The sequence below is a fragment of the Mesorhizobium sp. B2-4-12 genome (assembly GCF_006441575.1).
Classification (GTDB): Bacteria; Pseudomonadota; Alphaproteobacteria; order Rhizobiales; family Rhizobiaceae; genus Mesorhizobium.
In genome coordinates this window covers 58,839-74,685 of the sequence record NZ_VFVC01000027.1, presented here as the reverse complement: position 1 = coordinate 74,685, position 15,847 = coordinate 58,839, and the positions used below count along the sequence as shown (strand labels likewise).

Sequence of the window (15,847 nt, the reverse complement as noted above, 5' to 3'; positions counted from 1 at the left end):
TAATTTCTAACAAACCGCGCTCCGGAAATCGTCAGCGAGGTAAAAGGCCGCGGCAGCGTCCGGTCAAGTGCCGGCGCGGCGCAATCTCTGCGCCATCTGGGACAAGTCCTCCTTGCCGCTGCCGAAAATACCGTCCAGCATGACAAGCAGTTCGCGCACCGCATCGGATTTGCAGGAATAGTAGATCATCTGACGGTCGCGGCGGGTGTCCACGAGGTCGAGAGCCCGCAACTTGGCCAGATGCTGCGAGAGCGCGGATTGGCTGAGCATCACCTTTTCGGCGATAGCGCCGACCGACATCTCACCGTCGATCAGATAGCTCATGATCAACAGCCGTTTTTCGTTGCCCATCAGCATAAGAAATTCGGCCGCCGATTCGGCGTTGGCGATTAGCTTTGTCGAGACCATGAATGCCCCATGCTGTTTGCTCATCGAGGCACCATGGGGGCAATGGTGCCTGAATCCATAAATTCACTCGCGAAAGGCCGCCGACGAGTCAGCGCCATAGCTAAAGCCTAGAACATTTCTTTCAAATCTCAAGCGTTGCTTTCGATCAAATGCAATTTAAATCTCGCTCTGTGGCCGTGCTGCCGCCCTGCCGCTCCTGGCCATATCGACCAGAACGGGCCGCAATTCCCGTGCCGCCGCCAAAGGTTGCGGGAAGAATACCCGGCAAACATTGTCCCCGGACACCAGATCCATGCCATCGGCGTCCAAACCGGCGATGGTCCAGCCGTCACCGGTTGCCCCGGCAAAATGATGTGCATAAACGGCGACCGCGTCGAGATGATCGGCATTCATGTGCTCGACGGCGGATTGTTCACTCGCCGCAAGCTCTTCGACGATCGATCCGCCGGTGACAAGATCGGGCCGATCGAGCAGATAGGCCTTGCCGAAGCCGCCGTTGAGGCTGGCGCGTTGCGGCTCAAGGCGAAAGATAGAGAAGTCGCCAAGTCCGGCATAGAGCCTCGCCTTGGGATTGCGGTTGAGATAGCGGCGCTCGGCTCGAGCGTGCGCGTCCGACCCACGCTCGAGCCGTGACGCCTGGCAGATTAGCGCCAGGCGCGGATGTGCCAGCGGGTCGCCCTTGCCAGGCTCGCCGAGCAGCAGGGAACAGCGCGGATCGGCAAGCAAAGCAGGCGTATGCGCCGACAGCATCGACACCAGGATCAGCGGCGCGCCGTCAATGTCGGTGGCCACGCCGACCCGGCTCGCCAGCGGCGATCCGGTTTGCGGCTCCAGCACGGCCAATGCGCCGAAGCGGGCAGTGCGCAGAAGTGTCTTCGCCAACCGGATCGCCTCGGCGTCGGTCTCGCGGATCACGTCCTTCTTTTTGTCGTCCACGTCCTCCCCCTGCTACCACTTATCAGATTACTTCGGCGCCATGCGGATGGCGCCATCGAGGCGGATGGTCTCGCCGTTGAGCATCTGGTTCTCGATGATGTGCAGGGCAAGGGCGGCATATTCGGATGGTTCGCCGAGGCGGGGCGGGAAGGGTACGGCGGCACCGAGCGAATCCTGCACGTCCTGCGGCATGCCGGCCATCATCGGTGTCTTGAAGATGCCTGGTGCGATGGTGCAGACCCGAATGCCCGAACGGGCAAGGTCGCGTGCGACTGGCAGCGTCATGCCGACCACGCCGCCCTTGGAGGCGGAATAGGCCGCCTGGCCGATCTGGCCGTCATAGGCGGCGACCGAGGCGGTGTTGACGATGACGCCGCGCTCGCCGCCTTGCAGCGGCTCGAGCCTGGCGGCGCGGTCGGCGACAAGGCGGATCATGTTGAAGGTGCCGATCAGATTGACCTCGATCACCTTGCGGTACTGGTCGAGCGGATGAGGCCCATCCTTGCCGATCGTCTTCACCCCAATGGCGATGCCGGCGCAGTTGACCAGGATGCGCGGCTCGCCAAGCTTGCCGGTCACCTCGGCGAGGGCGGCGGCGCCACTGTCGGCGCTGCTGACGTCGCATTGGACGGCAATACCGCCGATCTCGGCCGCCACTTTTGCGGCGCGGTCGATGCCGACATCGAAAATGGCGACGCGGGCACCCTTGGCGGCAAGCGCACGCGCCGTGGCTTCGCCAAGGCCGGAGCCGCCGCCGGTCACGATCGCGATCTGGCCGTTCGGGTTCATGGCGTCATCCTTTCCAAGGGCGGTTCATCGTTTCACGGAAGCGCCGAACCGCTCGATTTTTGTTGCCGCAATTCCGGTCGGAAAACCGTTTCACATTTTTCCTGGAATTGCTCTAAGAGAACAGGGATGGATCAGGCGCGGATCAACGGGCAAGGTCAAGCCACTGCCGACATATGCTCGGCGACCCTGGCCTGACTGGCATGACAGACCTCGCCCGTGAGCCTGGCAACCGCGCCCGGCGTGATCTCGTGTGACAGCAGGCGGTCGAGATCGACAGGACGGGGCATCGAAATCTGGCCGCGCGGAATGCGCTTGAAGCCGAGCGGCCCGTAATAGGGCTCGTCGCCGACCAGCATGACGGCCGGGGCGCCGACTTTGGCGGCGGCTTCCAGCGCGATCGCCACGAGGCGGCGGCCAATGCCGAGATTCTTGAAGGCAGGCCGCACCGCGAGCGGTCCGAGCATCAGGGCGCGGCCGGCACCGGCCGCGATGCGGGTCATGCGCACCGAAGCGACGACAAGATCGCCATCGACGGCGACAAAGGACAGCGCGCGCTCGTGGCCGCCGGCCTCGCGGATCTTGTAGGCGGCCAGCACGAAACGGCCAGGCCCGAAGGCCTCGTCATTGATGTCTTCAATTTCAGGGTCGTGCGCCGGAGTTTCTGGCAGGTATTTAACGTCGGCAAGGCTCATGGTCTTTGCGATCCGGTCAGGAGGAAAGATTGCTGCAAACGGCAGCATTCGCCAGTCAGCGCTTCATCAAGCGCGGGCGCCCTTTCGTCGTCGGTCGAACCGGATCAAAGCAAAGTCGAACATGCGGAGTGTCCGCTAGCATCAATTTCCGGCCGCCGCAATCGACCCTTTGCGTGGCCCTATCGATTGACGATCTGTTCAGCCTGGATGATTTCCACCTGGGCCTGTCACGCTCTACATGAGGCGAAAGGCGAAAGGACACCCCATGGGATTGCTGGTCGAAGGCAAATGGCAGGACCGCTGGTACGACACCAAGAGCAGCGGCGGCAAGTTCGTGCGGACGCAATCGCAATGGCGCGACTGGATCACCCGCGACGGCAAGCCCGCCGGAGGCCGCAGCCGCGGTTTCAAGGCGGAGCCCGGCCGCTATCACCTCTATGTTTCGCTCGCTTGCCCTTGGGCGCACCGGACGCTGATCTTCCGCGCACTGAAGAGACTCGACAGCATCATATCGATGTCGGTCGTGCATCATTTCATGGGCGCCAATGGCTGGACATTCTTGGCCGAGGACGGCGCGACCGGCGACACGCTCTACGGCCTCGATTTCCTGCACCAGATCTACACCAAGGCTGATCCCATCTATTCGGGGCGGGTGACGGTGCCGGTGCTGTGGGACAAAAAGGATGAGACCATCGTCTCCAACGAATCCTCCGAAATCATCCGGATGCTGAATTCAGTCTTCGATGAGTGGGGCGATGCCAGCCTCGATTTCTATCCGCAGGCGCTTCGCGGCGAGATCGGCGCGATCAACGCGCTGGTCTATCCCGCCGTCAACAACGGTGTCTACCGCGCCGGCTTCGCCACCACGCAAGACGCCTATGAGGAAGCGCTCGGCGAGCTGTTCGCGGCGCTCGACACGCTGGAGGATCGGCTATCGACGCAACGCTGTCTCGTCGGCGGCCGCATCACCGAGGCCGACTGGCGGCTGTTCACCACGCTGGTGCGTTTCGACCCGGTCTATGTCGGCCATTTCAAGTGCAATTTGCGCCGCATCGCCGACTATCCAAACCTGTCGAACTATCTGCGCGACCTCTATCAGGTGCCCGGTGTCGCCGACACGGTGAACCTACATCACATCAAGGCGCATTATTATGGTAGCCACGAAACGATAAACCCGACGCGGATCGTGCCGCTGGGGCCGGAACTGGACTATGGTGCGCCGCATGACCGGGCGCGGTTTAACGAAGCGTCCTGATTTACCAGTAGACCGATACGACTTCACCTCCAAAAACCTCTGCGATCCGCCGCAAAGTCGCCGGCGTCGTGTCTTGCGGCAGGCGGTCGAGTGGGAAAAAGCCAGCCTCGGCGATTTCATGATCAGGCAGCTTCGGCGTCGTTTGGCTGAACTGCTCGATCAGATAAAAGCCGACATGGTCGCGGCGGCTGGCGCGGCGGTTGAAATGCATCGATTTGAAAACCGGCGGCGTGGTCAGCGCGATGTTGCCTTCCTCGGCCAGTTCGCGGGCCAGTGCCTCGGCCATCGTCTCGCCGACCTCGACGCCGCCGCCGGGAAGCTGCCAGCCGGGCACATAGGTGTGGCGGATGAGAAAGACGGAGTTGGAGGCGGTGTCGAAAACGAGACCGCGCACACCGAGCGTCATCGGCCTCCGCAGCACAAAATAGAGATGGAACAGCCTTGCCCTGAACCCCGCCCAACCTGTCTGGCGGAAGGCGTCTTCCGGGTCCGTCATCAGGTGCGAAACCGTGGGTGGAAAGACAAGCTTTTGTGGAAAGGGGGGCGCCGGTCGCCTATGAAGGATGCATGTTCAGGCTCGCGCATATTTCCGATGTCCATCTGGGGCCGCTCCCCGATGTATCCTATCGCGATCTCGCCTCCAAGCGCGTGCTGGGCTACGTCAACTGGCAACGCAATCGCCGCCGCCATATGCATGATGCCGTCATCGACAGCATCGTCGCCGACATCAAGGCGCAAAATCCGGACCATCTCGCCGTCACCGGCGACCTCGTCAATCTGGCGCTCGATGGCGAGATCGAGATGGCCAAGCATTGGCTGGAGACGCTGGGACCGCCGCACGACGTTTCGGTGGTTCCAGGAAACCACGATGCCTACGTGCCCGGCGCCTTCGACAAGATCTGCCGGTCGTGGGCCGCCTGGATGAGCGGCGACGGCGTCAACACACCGGTCGATCGCAATGCATTCCCTTATCTGCGCGTGCGGGACAATGTCGCGCTGATCGGGGTCTCGACGGCGCGCGCCACGGCCCCCTTCATGGCCAACGGCTTCTTCATGGAACGGCAGGCGGAGCGGCTCGGCAAGATCCTTCGCGACACCGGCGGGCAAGGCCTGTTTCGCGCCATTATGATCCACCATCCGCCGGTGCGCGGCGCCGTCTCCCAGCACAAGCGGCTGTTCGGCATCGCGCGCTTCCACAAGATCATCCGCCGGCAGGGCGCCGAACTCGTCCTGCACGGCCATTCGCATCTGCCGTCGCTGTTCCAGATCGGGACCCGCAGTGCCAAGGTTCCGGTGGTCGGTGTCGCCGCGGCCGGCCAGGCGCCGGGCGGCAAGGATCCGGCAGCGCAATACAATCTGTTCGATATCGATGGCGAAAAAGGCGATTGGCGCATCCGCCTGACGCGGCGCGGGCTGACCGGACCCGCAATACCGCCCGCCGACCTGCAGACGCTGGAGATTGGCGTCGAGGCTGCGGCGGCTACCGCCGCAGGCTGAGCCCCATCGCCACGAGGCGGTCCCAGAACAGGGCGATCGACACAGCCAGGCCGACCAGGGCGCCGGCGGCGATCAGGCCAACGCCAGACAGGAAGGCCGACCAGCCCTTGCCGTGCTGCGGCGATCGCAGCGGCGGCTCGGCTTCCGCCACCTCGGCCCGCCTGATGCCGGCCACGGCCGGTTCGACCCCGCCTTCCATCATCCTCTGGCGTTCGACGATGCGCTCGGCGACGTAGCGTGTGACGGAATCGGCAACCGGCTTCATCTCGGTCGATTCAGCCAGCACCACGCGGCCGATCCGGGTGTCCTTGAGGAAGCGGTAGGTTCGGCGGTCGCGCCCCATGGCGACATGGCTGACGGCGTCGATCCACAGGCGCGGCTGCAGTCCGGAGGAAACGACGAAGTCGAAATTGTCCATGTCGGCCGGAACATCGGCGAAGACGGGCGCGAGTTCGGCGGCCAGCAGATCGAGGCGCATGCGATGCGCCTCGCGCATGTCGACGACGACATCGTCGCGATCGGCGAAGGCATTCTTCACATCACGGATGGCATCGGAGAGTTTCCCTGACGGATCGATCTTTTCGCCTGCGTCCTTCATCGGCGTCTGCCTCGCGGGTTTGGTTAAGAGCGAGTTAACACAGACGCCGGCAAAATGCACTGGCGAGATCACAGGGATCGGGGGCGCCCAGCGGATGCCGGATGCGAAAAAGTCAGCCGGTCGCGGCGATGAGTTTCGGGCGCGGCGGCCTGGCGCGGCGGCTCGTATTGCGCCGAATGATGCTTGCAACCAGATCAGGCGCTTCCTCGATCAGCATATGGCCGGCCTCCAGCACGTGATGCACATGAAAGTGCGCCGGCAGGTCATCCGACTGGGCAATGGGCAGCACCGCGTCGTCACTTCCCCACGCCACCATGACCGGCATGGTCAGCCTGTCCAACTGGTCGCGCGGGATGACACCCTGCCGGTCGTCCCTGGTCATGGCGGCAGCGATCTCGACGAGTTTCCGCAACTGGCCGGGTCGCCCGCGCATGTCGCGGAGGACGTCGATGGTGTGATCGAATGGCCGGGTCAGTGGACCCGACATGGCGGCGAGGCACGCCCGGATCTCGGACAGGTCCTTTGCGGCGGCAAAGCGGCGCAACAGCGGGCCGTTGATCTCGGGGCCGAAGCCGCCGGGCGCCAGAAGTGTCAGCGAGGCGACTCTTTCAGGCTCTGCCAGCGCCATCAGCGCCGCCACCGCGCCGCCCATCGAGTGGCCGACCAGATGAACGCGCTTCAGTGCCCGTGCGGACAGATCGGCGAGAATGGCCCTTGCCGCCACTCTGGCCGGGCCGGCACCCGGGAAATCGAGCGAGAGCCCGTGGCCCGGCAAATCATAGGCAAGCGTGCGCGCGGGAGGCGCAAGCAACGAGATCACCTCGCGCCAGACATCGTGGCAGCCGCCGAAACCATGCAGCAGGACGATGGCCTTCGAGCCAACACCCTGTTCGGCGGCATGAAGCGATGCGACCATGAAATCTGAAAGCTTTATTGCGGGACTGCGCGTTGGGAATGCAGCTGGATTGCTCCTTGTCCAGCGCGATGGCCAGTAAAATTTTCGCGATTGGCGGGAGCTGCCGACAGTAAGCCGGCTTTTTTGCTAGAGCCTGTTGCGCCTGGGCAAGTATATGCGGCGCGGCTTAAGTTCTTGTCCCCGCATGTCGCTGTCCCACCCGTCGGCCCCTCGACGCGACGCTAGAGCGGTTCAGCGTTTGATAGAATCGTTGACCCGCTCTACTCTTTGTTCTTACGCAATCCCGGACGGAAAACCGCTACGCACTTTTCCTGGAATTGCTCTAGCTCGCGTTGCCGAGCCCGGCCGCGCGCAAGGCGCCAACCAGCCGTTCGATCAGATCGGCCGGGTATTTTCGGTCGATGAAGGTCGCGCGTGGATTGGCGGCGAATTTCGGGAATTTGACGGTCAGCTCATCGAGCAGCTTGTGCGCCAGCTTGTCCTGACCGGTGATGCTGGCGCCGATCAGCCGGGCGGCGAGATAATGTGATTTCGTTGCGGTTGTTCTCAGCGAGGAGCTGGCGATCGCGGCCTTGTTCGTGTCGCCAAGCATGAGTTCGCCGGCGAAAAGTCCGAAATCCCACCATGTCGGATGACCGCTTGAGGCATCGACCGCATGGGCCAGGATCGGCGTGCCCTCGGCGTATCGCCCGGCGAAAATCAGCCCGTAGCCATATGCGGCGGCCATGGCGAGATCGTAGGGGTTGAGGTCATAGGCCTTGCGCGTCCAGCGCAGCGCTTCGTCGGCATTGCCAAGACGCGAATTGATGTAGCCGTAGGAGCGATGCGCATAGGGGCTGGTCGGTCCCATCTGCACGGCGCGATGAGCGAATGTCATCGCCTTCTCGACAGTCGCATCCGGCGGATAGGCGTAGTGGTCGTTCACTGCTTCCAGGTGCAGCGAGGCCAGCTCCGAATAGACCAGCGGTGATTTGGCGCCATTATCGGCAAGGGTTTCGAGGCAGCGATAGGCAGCCTCGTGGGTCTTGGCGTTCTGGTCGAGGTAATATTTGTCGTTGAGCAACAGGCATTGCGTCAGCGCGGTCTGAATGCCGCTCTGCTCGATATAGCTGTAGATCGTGCCAGACGCAGGCAGCGCCGAACTCAGGATGCCGGCGATACGGTCCTCGATGGCGGATGGCGCGCTGTCGGTGGCCGCCAGGTTGCGCGACATAAGCACCCGTCCGGTCGCCACGCTCTGCAGTTCGATGGTGATATCGCCCGCGTCCGGTCCAGGCAGGACGTCGAAGATGAAGCTCGTCGCGCTGGCGACCGGATCAGTCTCGTCGACGGTGTCGCGACCGATGAAGTCGATCGTGTCGAAGCCGCTCAGGCCGGCGCGCAGCGAAGCGGCGACACGGCTGGCGTCAGGGCCATCGGCCTTGACGGCGATGTAGACGAGCGGCAAGGCCTCACGCGTGGAGGACGGCGCGATGCTGCTGGTCAGGCCGGTGGCCTCGAACGTAGCGGGGATCTCGCCGCCTGCCAGCAGGGCCCCGCTGCCCTGACGCAGGATCAGAACACCGAGCATGGCGATGACCAGGGCGATCGCCATCCAGAAGAACCTGAGGTGGCGCGCCACCGAGGGCGCCGGTGCCAGCAATGCAGCGGCCGCAATGGCGTCGTCGGCAGCGCCGGAGCGCTCGGCCGGTGCCGTTGCCGCGTCCGGCCGCCCGGCGGGTTTCGCCGTTTCCGGCAGACGGATCGCGTTGAGCTCATAAGCGGGGACGTAGCCGCCGCGCGGGATGGCGATGCGGACGGGCTCGGCGATGCCCTCATTGGCGAAATACTGCTGCAGCAACTCGCGCAGCCTGCCAGCCTGCACCCGCACGACGGCGTCGGTCGACGGATCGAAATCGCCATCCTTGCCGAAGACATCCATGGCAATGGAAAAGCCCTTGAGCCTATCGGCCTCGCCGGCCTGTTCGCGTTCGACAAGATAACGGAGCAGTTTGCGCGCACGCTCGGACCTTCCGAACGTTTCGCTGGCAAGCAGTCGCTCTAATGTCTCGCGCACTGCGGGGGCGGCAGGCGTGGCATGCTGCAAGTGTCGATCCTTTCGAAGTCGGCACAGGTTAAGGCACGATCATATAGTGCCCGCATCGCCGCACAAGTATGCACCCATTATGCGATCGCGTACCTAACCGGATAATTTTCCGGTGGTTAATGGCCGGGGCCGCTGCTGGCTCCAGAACAACAACCAAGGGGCAGCCAAAGCCTTGTTTGGGCTTGGAAAACAGCGGCGAGAGGCCGGGTTCGGCTTCTCGCGCCGCTCATTGGCGGACGCTATCCTGCCTTGCGGCTCACGATACGGTTGGCGGCCGACATCACCGCTTCCAGCGAGGCTGCGACAATGTTGGTGTTGATGCCTGCGCCGAACAATTTGCCCCCGGGATATTCCATCTCGACATAGGAGATGGCCGAGGCATTGGAGCCGCGCTGCATCGAGTGTTCGGAATAGTCGAGCACCGACATTTCGACGCCGACATGGCGCGACAGCGCGTCGACGAAGCCATCGATCGGGCCGGTGCCGGTGCCGGTGATGGTCACCTCCTTGCCGTTGTCGAGGATGACCGCCTCGATCACCCGCCGGCCCTTCACCTCGGTGTCGGGATAGGTGTGGTGGTCGAGGAATTTCAGGCGCGCGCCCGGCTGGTCGACATAGGTCTCGAGGAAGCGCTCATAAATGCGCTTGGCCGGAACCTCCTTGCCCTCGGCATCGGTGATCGCCTGGACCGCCTGGCTGAACTCGATCTGCAGGTTGCGCGGCAGGTTGAGGCCGTAATCGGCCTGCAGCACATAGGCGATGCCGCCCTTGCCGGACTGCGAGTTGATGCGAATGATGGCCTCGTAGCTGCGGCCGACATCGGCCGGGTCGATCGGCAGGTAAGGCACTTCCCACAGGCTGGTGTTGGCCTTCTTTAGGGCCTTCATGCCCTTGTTGATGGCGTCCTGGTGCGAGCCGGAAAACGCCGTGTAGACGAGTTCGCCGACGTAGGGATGGCGCTCGGGGATCTTCAGCTGGTTCGAATATTCATAGACGTCCTTCATCCGGTTGATGTCGGAACAGTCGATGCCCGGATCGACGCCTTGCGTGTACATGTTGAGCGCCAGCGTGACGATGTCGACATTGCCGGTGCGCTCGCCATTGCCGAACAGCGTGCCTTCGACGCGGTCGGCGCCGGCCATCAGGCCGAGTTCGGTGGTGGCGATGCCGGTGCCGCGATCATTGTGCGGATGCAGCGAGATGATCAGGTTTTCGCGGTTGTCGAGATTGCGGCACATCCATTCGATGCGGTCGGCATAGACATTGGGCGTCGACATCTCGACCGTCGACGGCAGGTTGACGATCAGCTTGTTGTCTGGTGTCGGCCTGACGATCTCGGTGACAGCGTTGCAGATCTCCAGCGCGACTTCGAGTTCGGTGCCGGTGAAGCTCTCCGGCGAATATTCGAAGCGATAGCCGCCGCCGGCCTTGGCCGCCATGTCGGTGATCATCTTGGCCGCATCGGTGGCGATGCGCTTGATGCCGCCGACGTCCTTCTCGAAGACTACGCGGCGCTGCAATTCGCTGGTCGAATTGTAGAAATGCACGATCGGGTTGGTCGCGCCCTTGAGCGCTTCGAAAGTACGGGTGATCAGCTCGGGCCGGCACTGCACCAGCACCTGCAGCGACACGTCGGGGGGGACGTTGCCTTCCTCGATGCACCAGCGCGCGAAGTCGAAATCGGTCTGCGAAGCCGAGGGGAAACCGATCTCGATCTCCTTGAAACCCATGTCGAGCAGCAGCGCGAACATGCGCGCCTTGCGCTCATGACCCATCGGGTCGATCAGCGCCTGGTTGCCGTCGCGCAGGTCGACCGAACACCAGATAGGCGCCTTGTCGATGACCTTCGAAGGCCAGGTCCGGTCGGTGAGGCCGACGGTCGGATAGGGTTGGTATTTGCGGGCCGCGTCCGACATGCCCCGGGCTGATTCGGTCATGCCCCGGGCTGACTCGTTGCCGGCTACCGCGGCATCGGAGCGGATCTCTTCTCGTGCGTTCATCGTCTTGTTCTCCCGGCGGCCCTCGGATCCGCCTTGGGCGGATTGATGGCGAGTGGCGCCTTTACCAGATTTTCGTTCGCTTGATGTGACTGCCAATTTTGAGACTGGCTAAGGAGCATGCGCTTGCGCGGCGGTTCGACCGCCGGGCGCTCCTTCAGCGAACCCGGCGATCGCCGATAAGGCCGAGAAGAAGCAGCGTCGAGGCCAGCGCGCGCACGGTCTCGCCGGCAAAGCCGGTCTGACGGGAAGCGGTGGTGGCGCGCGTGTTCATGGCGGTTCTCATACAGGAGCGGTCTGTGGGAGGCAAGCGGGCCGGCATCCGTCGCATATTATTCCTAATGCGGATGCTCTTCCCCGCGCGCCGCAAATGCGCCAGACTTGAGCGCCGGCGGGGCTGCGGTGCTCTGCCGTCGAGAGGGGGGTGTCCATGAATTTCGTGTTCTTCTCGCCGCATTTTCCCGCCAACGGCGCCGATTTTTGCGACCGGCTGAAGAAGGCCGGCGCCACTGTGCTCGGCATCGGCGACGCGCCCTACGAGGCGCTGGACAGCAAGCTCAAAGCGGCGCTTTCGGAATATTATCGCCTCCCCGACATGGAGGACTACGATCCGGTGTTCCGGGCGATGGGGCATTTCATCCACAAATGGGGCCGCATCGACCGGTTCGAATCGCTCAACGAGCATTGGCTGGAGCTGGAAGCCAACATCCGCACCGACTTCAACATCTATGGCACCAAGCTCGATTTCGTGAAGAATTTGAAGCGCAAGAGCCGCATGCGCGCCTTCTTCCGCAAAAGCGGCGTCGAGACCATCGCGCAGCGCAAATGCTCCGACAGGGCGGGGGCCATGACCTTCATCCGCCGCGTCGGCTATCCCGTGGTGGTAAAGCCGGATTCGGGCTCCGGCGCCTCGAACACCTTCAAGATCTCCAATGCCAGGGAGCTCGACCAGTTCTTCCGGGACAAGCCCGAGGATGTGACCTTCGTCATGGAGCAGTTCATCGAGGGGCTGGTGGTGACCTATGACGGGCTGGTCAACCGCGATGGCGAAGTGGTGCTGGCGGCCAGCCACCGCTACGACCAGAGCGTCATGGAGGTGGTCAACAAGGACCGACACATGAGCTACACCTGCTTTCCCCACATCAGGCCCGTGGTCGAGGAAGCCGGCCGCAAGATCCTGAAGGCGTTCGATGTGCGCGAGCGCTTTTTCCATATAGAGCTGTTCGAGACCCGGGATGATCGGATCATCGCGCTGGAGGTCAACATGCGGCCGCCCGGCGCCTGGATGACCGATGCGATCAACTACACGTTCGATATCGATGTCTATGCGGCATGGGCCGACATGGTGGTCAAGGACGCCGCCGGCGGGCCCTATGAGGGCAAGTATTTCACCGCCTATGCCAGCCGCAAGCGGCACCTCCACTATTTGCACAGCCATGAGGACGTGCTAGCCGCCCACAAGGACAAGATCGTCCATCATCAACCGATAGAAGAGGTTTTCAGCCGCGCCATGGGAAATTACGCCTACCAGATGCGCTCGAAGGATCAGGTGGCGCTGCGCGAGGCGGTCGCCTTCATCCACGCGGAAAAGGCTTGAAGCCAATGGACATCTCCTATCACAAGGCTTTCGCCCGCAATCTCGGCCGCGACATGGAATACAAGCGCTACGGCCATGCCGGCCGGCCGGTGGTGGTGTTTCCGACCTCGCAGGGGCGGTTCTACCAGTTCGAGGATTCCGGCGGGGTGGGCGCGCTGGCCGAGTTCATCGACACCGGTCGCATCCAGCTGTTTACAGTCGACGGCATCGATTCGGAATCCTTCTTCGACAGGCATGCCGACAAGGCGCATCGCATCGGCCGCCATGAGGCCTATTTCCGCTATGTGCGCGAGGAGGCACTGCCGGAGTTCCTCGCCACGGCGGCGCAGGCCAATGGTGGGCGCAAGCTGAAGCCACTGTTTTCAGGCTGTTCGATGGGCGGCTATCATTCCTCGAACTTCGTCTTCCGCTTTCCGGAACTGGCCAGCGGCGTCATCGCGCTGTCGGGCGTCTATTCGGCCCGCGATTTCTTCGGCAAGGCGCTGGAGGGCGACATCTTCTACAACTCGCCGCTCGACTACCTGCCCGGGATCGTCGACCCGAAGCTGCTGGCCCGGCTGAAGGCGCTCAGGCTGATCTTCTGCTGCGGGCAGGGCGCCTGGGAAGAGCGCATGCTGGTGGAGACGCGCCAGCTCGAACAGATACTGCGCCACAAATCCATTCCCGCCTGGGTCGACTATTGGGGCGGCGACGTCAGTCATGACTGGCCGTGGTGGCACAAGCAGCTGGTCTATTTCTTCGGCCGCTGGTTGGATGAGGATCTGATGCACAGGCTGGATTGAACTCCAGGCCGGCTCGAAGGTACCTATTCCCGGATGCTTCTGGCCACCAGCCGCGCGACGCTCGGGCCGACGAGCAGCACGATCAGGAAGCGCGCCGACTGCAGCGCCATGACGAAGGAGATGTCGACATGCTGCGCGGCGGCGGCGATGATGGCCACGCTGTCCATGCCGCCTGGGCTCGTCGCGAGATAGGCCGTCAGCGGGTCGATGCCAAGCACGCGGCTGATGACGAAGGCGAGCCCGCCGCAAAAGGCGATCAGCGCCACGATCGAGGCGATGATCTGCGGCAGCGCGCGTGTCGCGTGGCGCAGGATCGGCCTGGTGAAATTCAGCCCGATCGACCAGCCGACCATGGCGTAGCTGATTGCCAGCAGCCAGGGCGGCAACTGCATCCCGACGCCAAGGCCAAGATGGATGACGGCGCCGAAGATGAAGGTGCCGAGGAAAAAGGGCGAGGGCAGCCGGCAGAGCTTCCCCGCCAGTCCTCCGACCAGCGCGATGCCGATAGTGGCGGCGAAAGCCTGCCCATCGATCGGCGGAAACCAGATGACGGGCGGGATTTCGATGCCCGACGTGTCGACCCACATCTTGGCGACGATAGCCGCCGTCATCGACACGAAGATGACGCGCAGATACTGCATGAAGGCGACGAGCCGCTGGTCGGCACCGAAGGCCCCGGCCATCAGCACCATGGCGGTGGCGGCACCCGGCGAGGAGCCCCAGACGGCGGTGGTTCCGGGCAGAATGCGCCAACGGCTGATCAGCCAGCCAAGCAGGCTGGAGGCCGCGACCGTGGCGATCACCACGCCGAGAAACAGCGGCCACTCGGCGTAGAAGACGGGAAAGATGTCGGCCGAGATCGAGGCGGCGACGAGGCAGCCGACAACTGCCTGGGCGGAGCCGAACAAAAGGCGCGGCACGCGCACCGTGGCACCATTGGTGCCGGCGACGATGGCCGCCAGCATTGGCCCGATCAGCAGCGCCGCCGGCAAGGCGGCGAATTCGAGCGCGCCGGCGAGCAGGGTCGAGATGACGAGGAGGATCAGCCATTGCCAAGGCCTGCGCAAACGCGCCATGCGCTCGATGGCGGGCTGGTCCGGGATGTGCTGCTCGGGCGAGGAATCCATCGTCTGGTCTTAGACCGAGGCACAAAAAATGCGAACCCCGTATACCTAAAAGAGTATGTTTCCGCGCTTCAGCCTTGCTGCCTAGGGGCTCCGGGTCAGAGCTTTCGAATAGGGCCCGGGTAGCGGGCTACAATATTGTCCGTCGTCAACAAGGTAATGCCTTCTATATTAGCCTGAGCTACAAGGATTCGATCGAAGGGGTCTCTGTGGATCGGCGGAAGTCCATCGACGGCAACGGCGTGCTCGCTGGTGACGGGCACCTCATGATAGCCGTTGTCGAAAAGGCCTCGCCTCAGTAAGCGCGGGTCCACAGTGAAGTCGTCTCGCCCAAGCCCTCGTTTGATCGCCACTTCCCACAGGCTGGCAGCGCTGAACAGCAATTCGTTCGACGGGTCTTCAATCTCTGCGAGGGCAGCAAGGGGCAGTCGGTCCGGTTCGCTGGCCGCCCACAACAGCAAATGGGTGTCGAGCAGCAGCTTCACGTCTTGATGCCGAACAGTTGCTCGATCTGCTCGCTGCCCATGCGGTCGAAATCGTCGGGGACAGAAAACCGGCCGGCCATGAAACCGACCCGCCGTATCTGCGCCGAAGCCGGCTGATCGATGGGCACGACTTTGACCAGTGGCTTGCCAGCCTTGGCGATAATAAACGGCTCACCTTTGGCGGCCTGGTCAACGAGACGCGACAGATTGGTCTTTGCATTGTGGATGTTCACGGTCTGCATTACAGTTTGCTCCCAACAGACTTAGTCCACAGAACTTAGTCTTTTGTGTGGGTACTGCAAGTAGCCTCCCGGCAAGATCAGCCCGTCTTGCCGTCGACCAACCCAAAGCCGCCGACGGGGTGGGTCTCCACCTGGAACTCGAAGCCGGCGATGAAAGGGCGCGCCTTGGCTATGGCCGCCTGGACCTCGGGCAGTTGCAGCGAGGCCTTGTGGCTTGTCTGATCCGTCCACACTTCGGTGACCCAGATCGCATCGGCATCGGCCGGATCGGTGGCGATGATATAACTCAGGCAGCCGGGCAGGGCGCCGGTGCTGGCACGCAGGACCTCCATGACCGCGTCGCGCTTGCCGCGCGACGCCCGCATCTTGCCGATCAGTCCGTACATTCCGTTGCCTCCCTTTGAAGTCTCCGACAAGAATAGTGCGGGTCGCCAGTATGCTGA

At 63.1% G+C, this 15,847-nt stretch carries 17 protein-coding genes; 4 read left to right on the top strand and 13 right to left on the bottom strand.

The features are described from left to right. Positions 1 to 63 precede the first annotated feature (63 nt). The 4 genes from FJ934_RS17245 to FJ934_RS17230 all read right to left on the bottom strand — a co-directional run bounded on the left by FJ934_RS17245 (position 64) and on the right by FJ934_RS17230 (position 2,825). Complete coding sequence (locus FJ934_RS17245) at positions 64 to 408, bottom strand: metalloregulator ArsR/SmtB family transcription factor (protein ID WP_140610792.1); 345 nt, start codon at positions 406 to 408, stop codon at positions 64 to 66. A gap of 156 nt (positions 409 to 564) precedes the next feature. Further along, entirely contained in the window at positions 565 to 1,344 is a 780-nt protein-coding gene (locus tag FJ934_RS17240) for a HugZ family protein (RefSeq protein WP_140610788.1), read from the bottom strand. A gap of 27 nt (positions 1,345 to 1,371) precedes the next feature. Then, entirely contained in the window at positions 1,372 to 2,133 is a 762-nt protein-coding gene (locus FJ934_RS17235) for a 3-hydroxyacyl-CoA dehydrogenase (RefSeq protein WP_140610787.1), read from the bottom strand. Between the two features lie 155 nt (positions 2,134 to 2,288). After that, positions 2,289 to 2,825, bottom strand: a complete 537-nt coding sequence (locus FJ934_RS17230; protein WP_140610786.1) for an N-acetyltransferase — start codon at positions 2,823 to 2,825, stop codon at positions 2,289 to 2,291. A 265-nt stretch (positions 2,826 to 3,090) separates the two neighbouring features. On the opposite strand from FJ934_RS17230, the gene FJ934_RS17225 reads away from it, so the two are divergent. Further along, positions 3,091 to 4,080, top strand: coding sequence for a glutathione S-transferase family protein (locus tag FJ934_RS17225; RefSeq protein ID WP_140610785.1), 990 nt, complete (start codon positions 3,091 to 3,093; stop codon positions 4,078 to 4,080). Between the two features lies 1 nt (position 4,081). On the opposite strand, the gene FJ934_RS17220 is transcribed toward FJ934_RS17225, so the two are convergent. Beyond that, entirely contained in the window at positions 4,082 to 4,576 is a 495-nt protein-coding gene (locus tag FJ934_RS17220; protein ID WP_140610784.1) for an NUDIX domain-containing protein, read from the bottom strand. A 71-nt stretch (positions 4,577 to 4,647) separates the two neighbouring features. Between FJ934_RS17220 and FJ934_RS17215 the strand changes: the two genes are divergently transcribed. Beyond that, positions 4,648 to 5,577 (top strand): metallophosphoesterase, encoded by a 930-nt coding sequence (locus FJ934_RS17215; protein ID WP_140610783.1) that lies wholly within the window; start codon positions 4,648 to 4,650, stop codon positions 5,575 to 5,577. Here FJ934_RS17215 and FJ934_RS17210 read toward each other — a convergent pair. The 4 genes from FJ934_RS17210 to leuA form a co-directional block, all read right to left on the bottom strand. Further along, the gene (locus FJ934_RS17210) at positions 5,561 to 6,175 is read right to left on the bottom strand and encodes a hypothetical protein (protein ID WP_140610782.1); all 615 of its coding nucleotides are present in this window, start codon (positions 6,173 to 6,175) and stop codon (positions 5,561 to 5,563) included. The genes FJ934_RS17215 and FJ934_RS17210 overlap by 17 nt on opposite strands. A gap of 112 nt (positions 6,176 to 6,287) precedes the next feature. Next, on the bottom strand, positions 6,288 to 7,091 hold the full coding sequence (locus tag FJ934_RS17205; protein WP_140610781.1) for an alpha/beta fold hydrolase: 804 nt from the start codon (positions 7,089 to 7,091) through the stop codon (positions 6,288 to 6,290). Between the two features lie 322 nt (positions 7,092 to 7,413). Continuing rightward, the gene (locus FJ934_RS17200) at positions 7,414 to 9,177 is read right to left on the bottom strand and encodes a hypothetical protein (RefSeq protein WP_140610780.1); all 1,764 of its coding nucleotides are present in this window, start codon (positions 9,175 to 9,177) and stop codon (positions 7,414 to 7,416) included. A gap of 239 nt (positions 9,178 to 9,416) precedes the next feature. Beyond that, on the bottom strand, positions 9,417 to 11,093 hold the full coding sequence (gene leuA / locus FJ934_RS17195; protein WP_181165650.1) for a 2-isopropylmalate synthase: 1,677 nt from the start codon (positions 11,091 to 11,093) through the stop codon (positions 9,417 to 9,419). A 511-nt stretch (positions 11,094 to 11,604) separates the two neighbouring features. Here leuA and FJ934_RS17185 point away from each other — a divergent pair. Then, positions 11,605 to 12,771: an ATP-grasp domain-containing protein gene (locus FJ934_RS17185; protein ID WP_140610778.1), complete on the top strand. Its 1,167-nt coding sequence runs from the start codon at positions 11,605 to 11,607 to the stop codon at positions 12,769 to 12,771. A gap of 5 nt (positions 12,772 to 12,776) precedes the next feature. After that, complete coding sequence (locus FJ934_RS17180) at positions 12,777 to 13,553, top strand: alpha/beta hydrolase-fold protein (RefSeq protein WP_140610791.1); 777 nt, start codon at positions 12,777 to 12,779, stop codon at positions 13,551 to 13,553. Between the two features lie 23 nt (positions 13,554 to 13,576). On the opposite strand, the gene FJ934_RS17175 is transcribed toward FJ934_RS17180, so the two are convergent. From FJ934_RS17175 to FJ934_RS17160, 4 genes are all read right to left on the bottom strand, one after another. Then, entirely contained in the window at positions 13,577 to 14,680 is a 1,104-nt protein-coding gene (locus FJ934_RS17175; protein ID WP_140610777.1) for an AbrB family transcriptional regulator, read from the bottom strand. Positions 14,681 to 14,775: 95 nt separating this feature from the next. Then, positions 14,776 to 15,162, bottom strand: a complete 387-nt coding sequence (locus FJ934_RS17170; protein WP_140610776.1) for a type II toxin-antitoxin system VapC family toxin — start codon at positions 15,160 to 15,162, stop codon at positions 14,776 to 14,778. Then, positions 15,159 to 15,404, bottom strand: a complete 246-nt coding sequence (locus tag FJ934_RS17165; protein ID WP_140610775.1) for a type II toxin-antitoxin system prevent-host-death family antitoxin — start codon at positions 15,402 to 15,404, stop codon at positions 15,159 to 15,161. The genes FJ934_RS17170 and FJ934_RS17165 overlap by 4 nt, the downstream gene beginning before the upstream one ends. Positions 15,405 to 15,481: 77 nt before the next feature. Then, the gene (locus FJ934_RS17160) at positions 15,482 to 15,790 is read right to left on the bottom strand and encodes a putative quinol monooxygenase (protein ID WP_140610774.1); all 309 of its coding nucleotides are present in this window, start codon (positions 15,788 to 15,790) and stop codon (positions 15,482 to 15,484) included. Between the last annotated feature and the right edge of the window lie 57 nt (positions 15,791 to 15,847).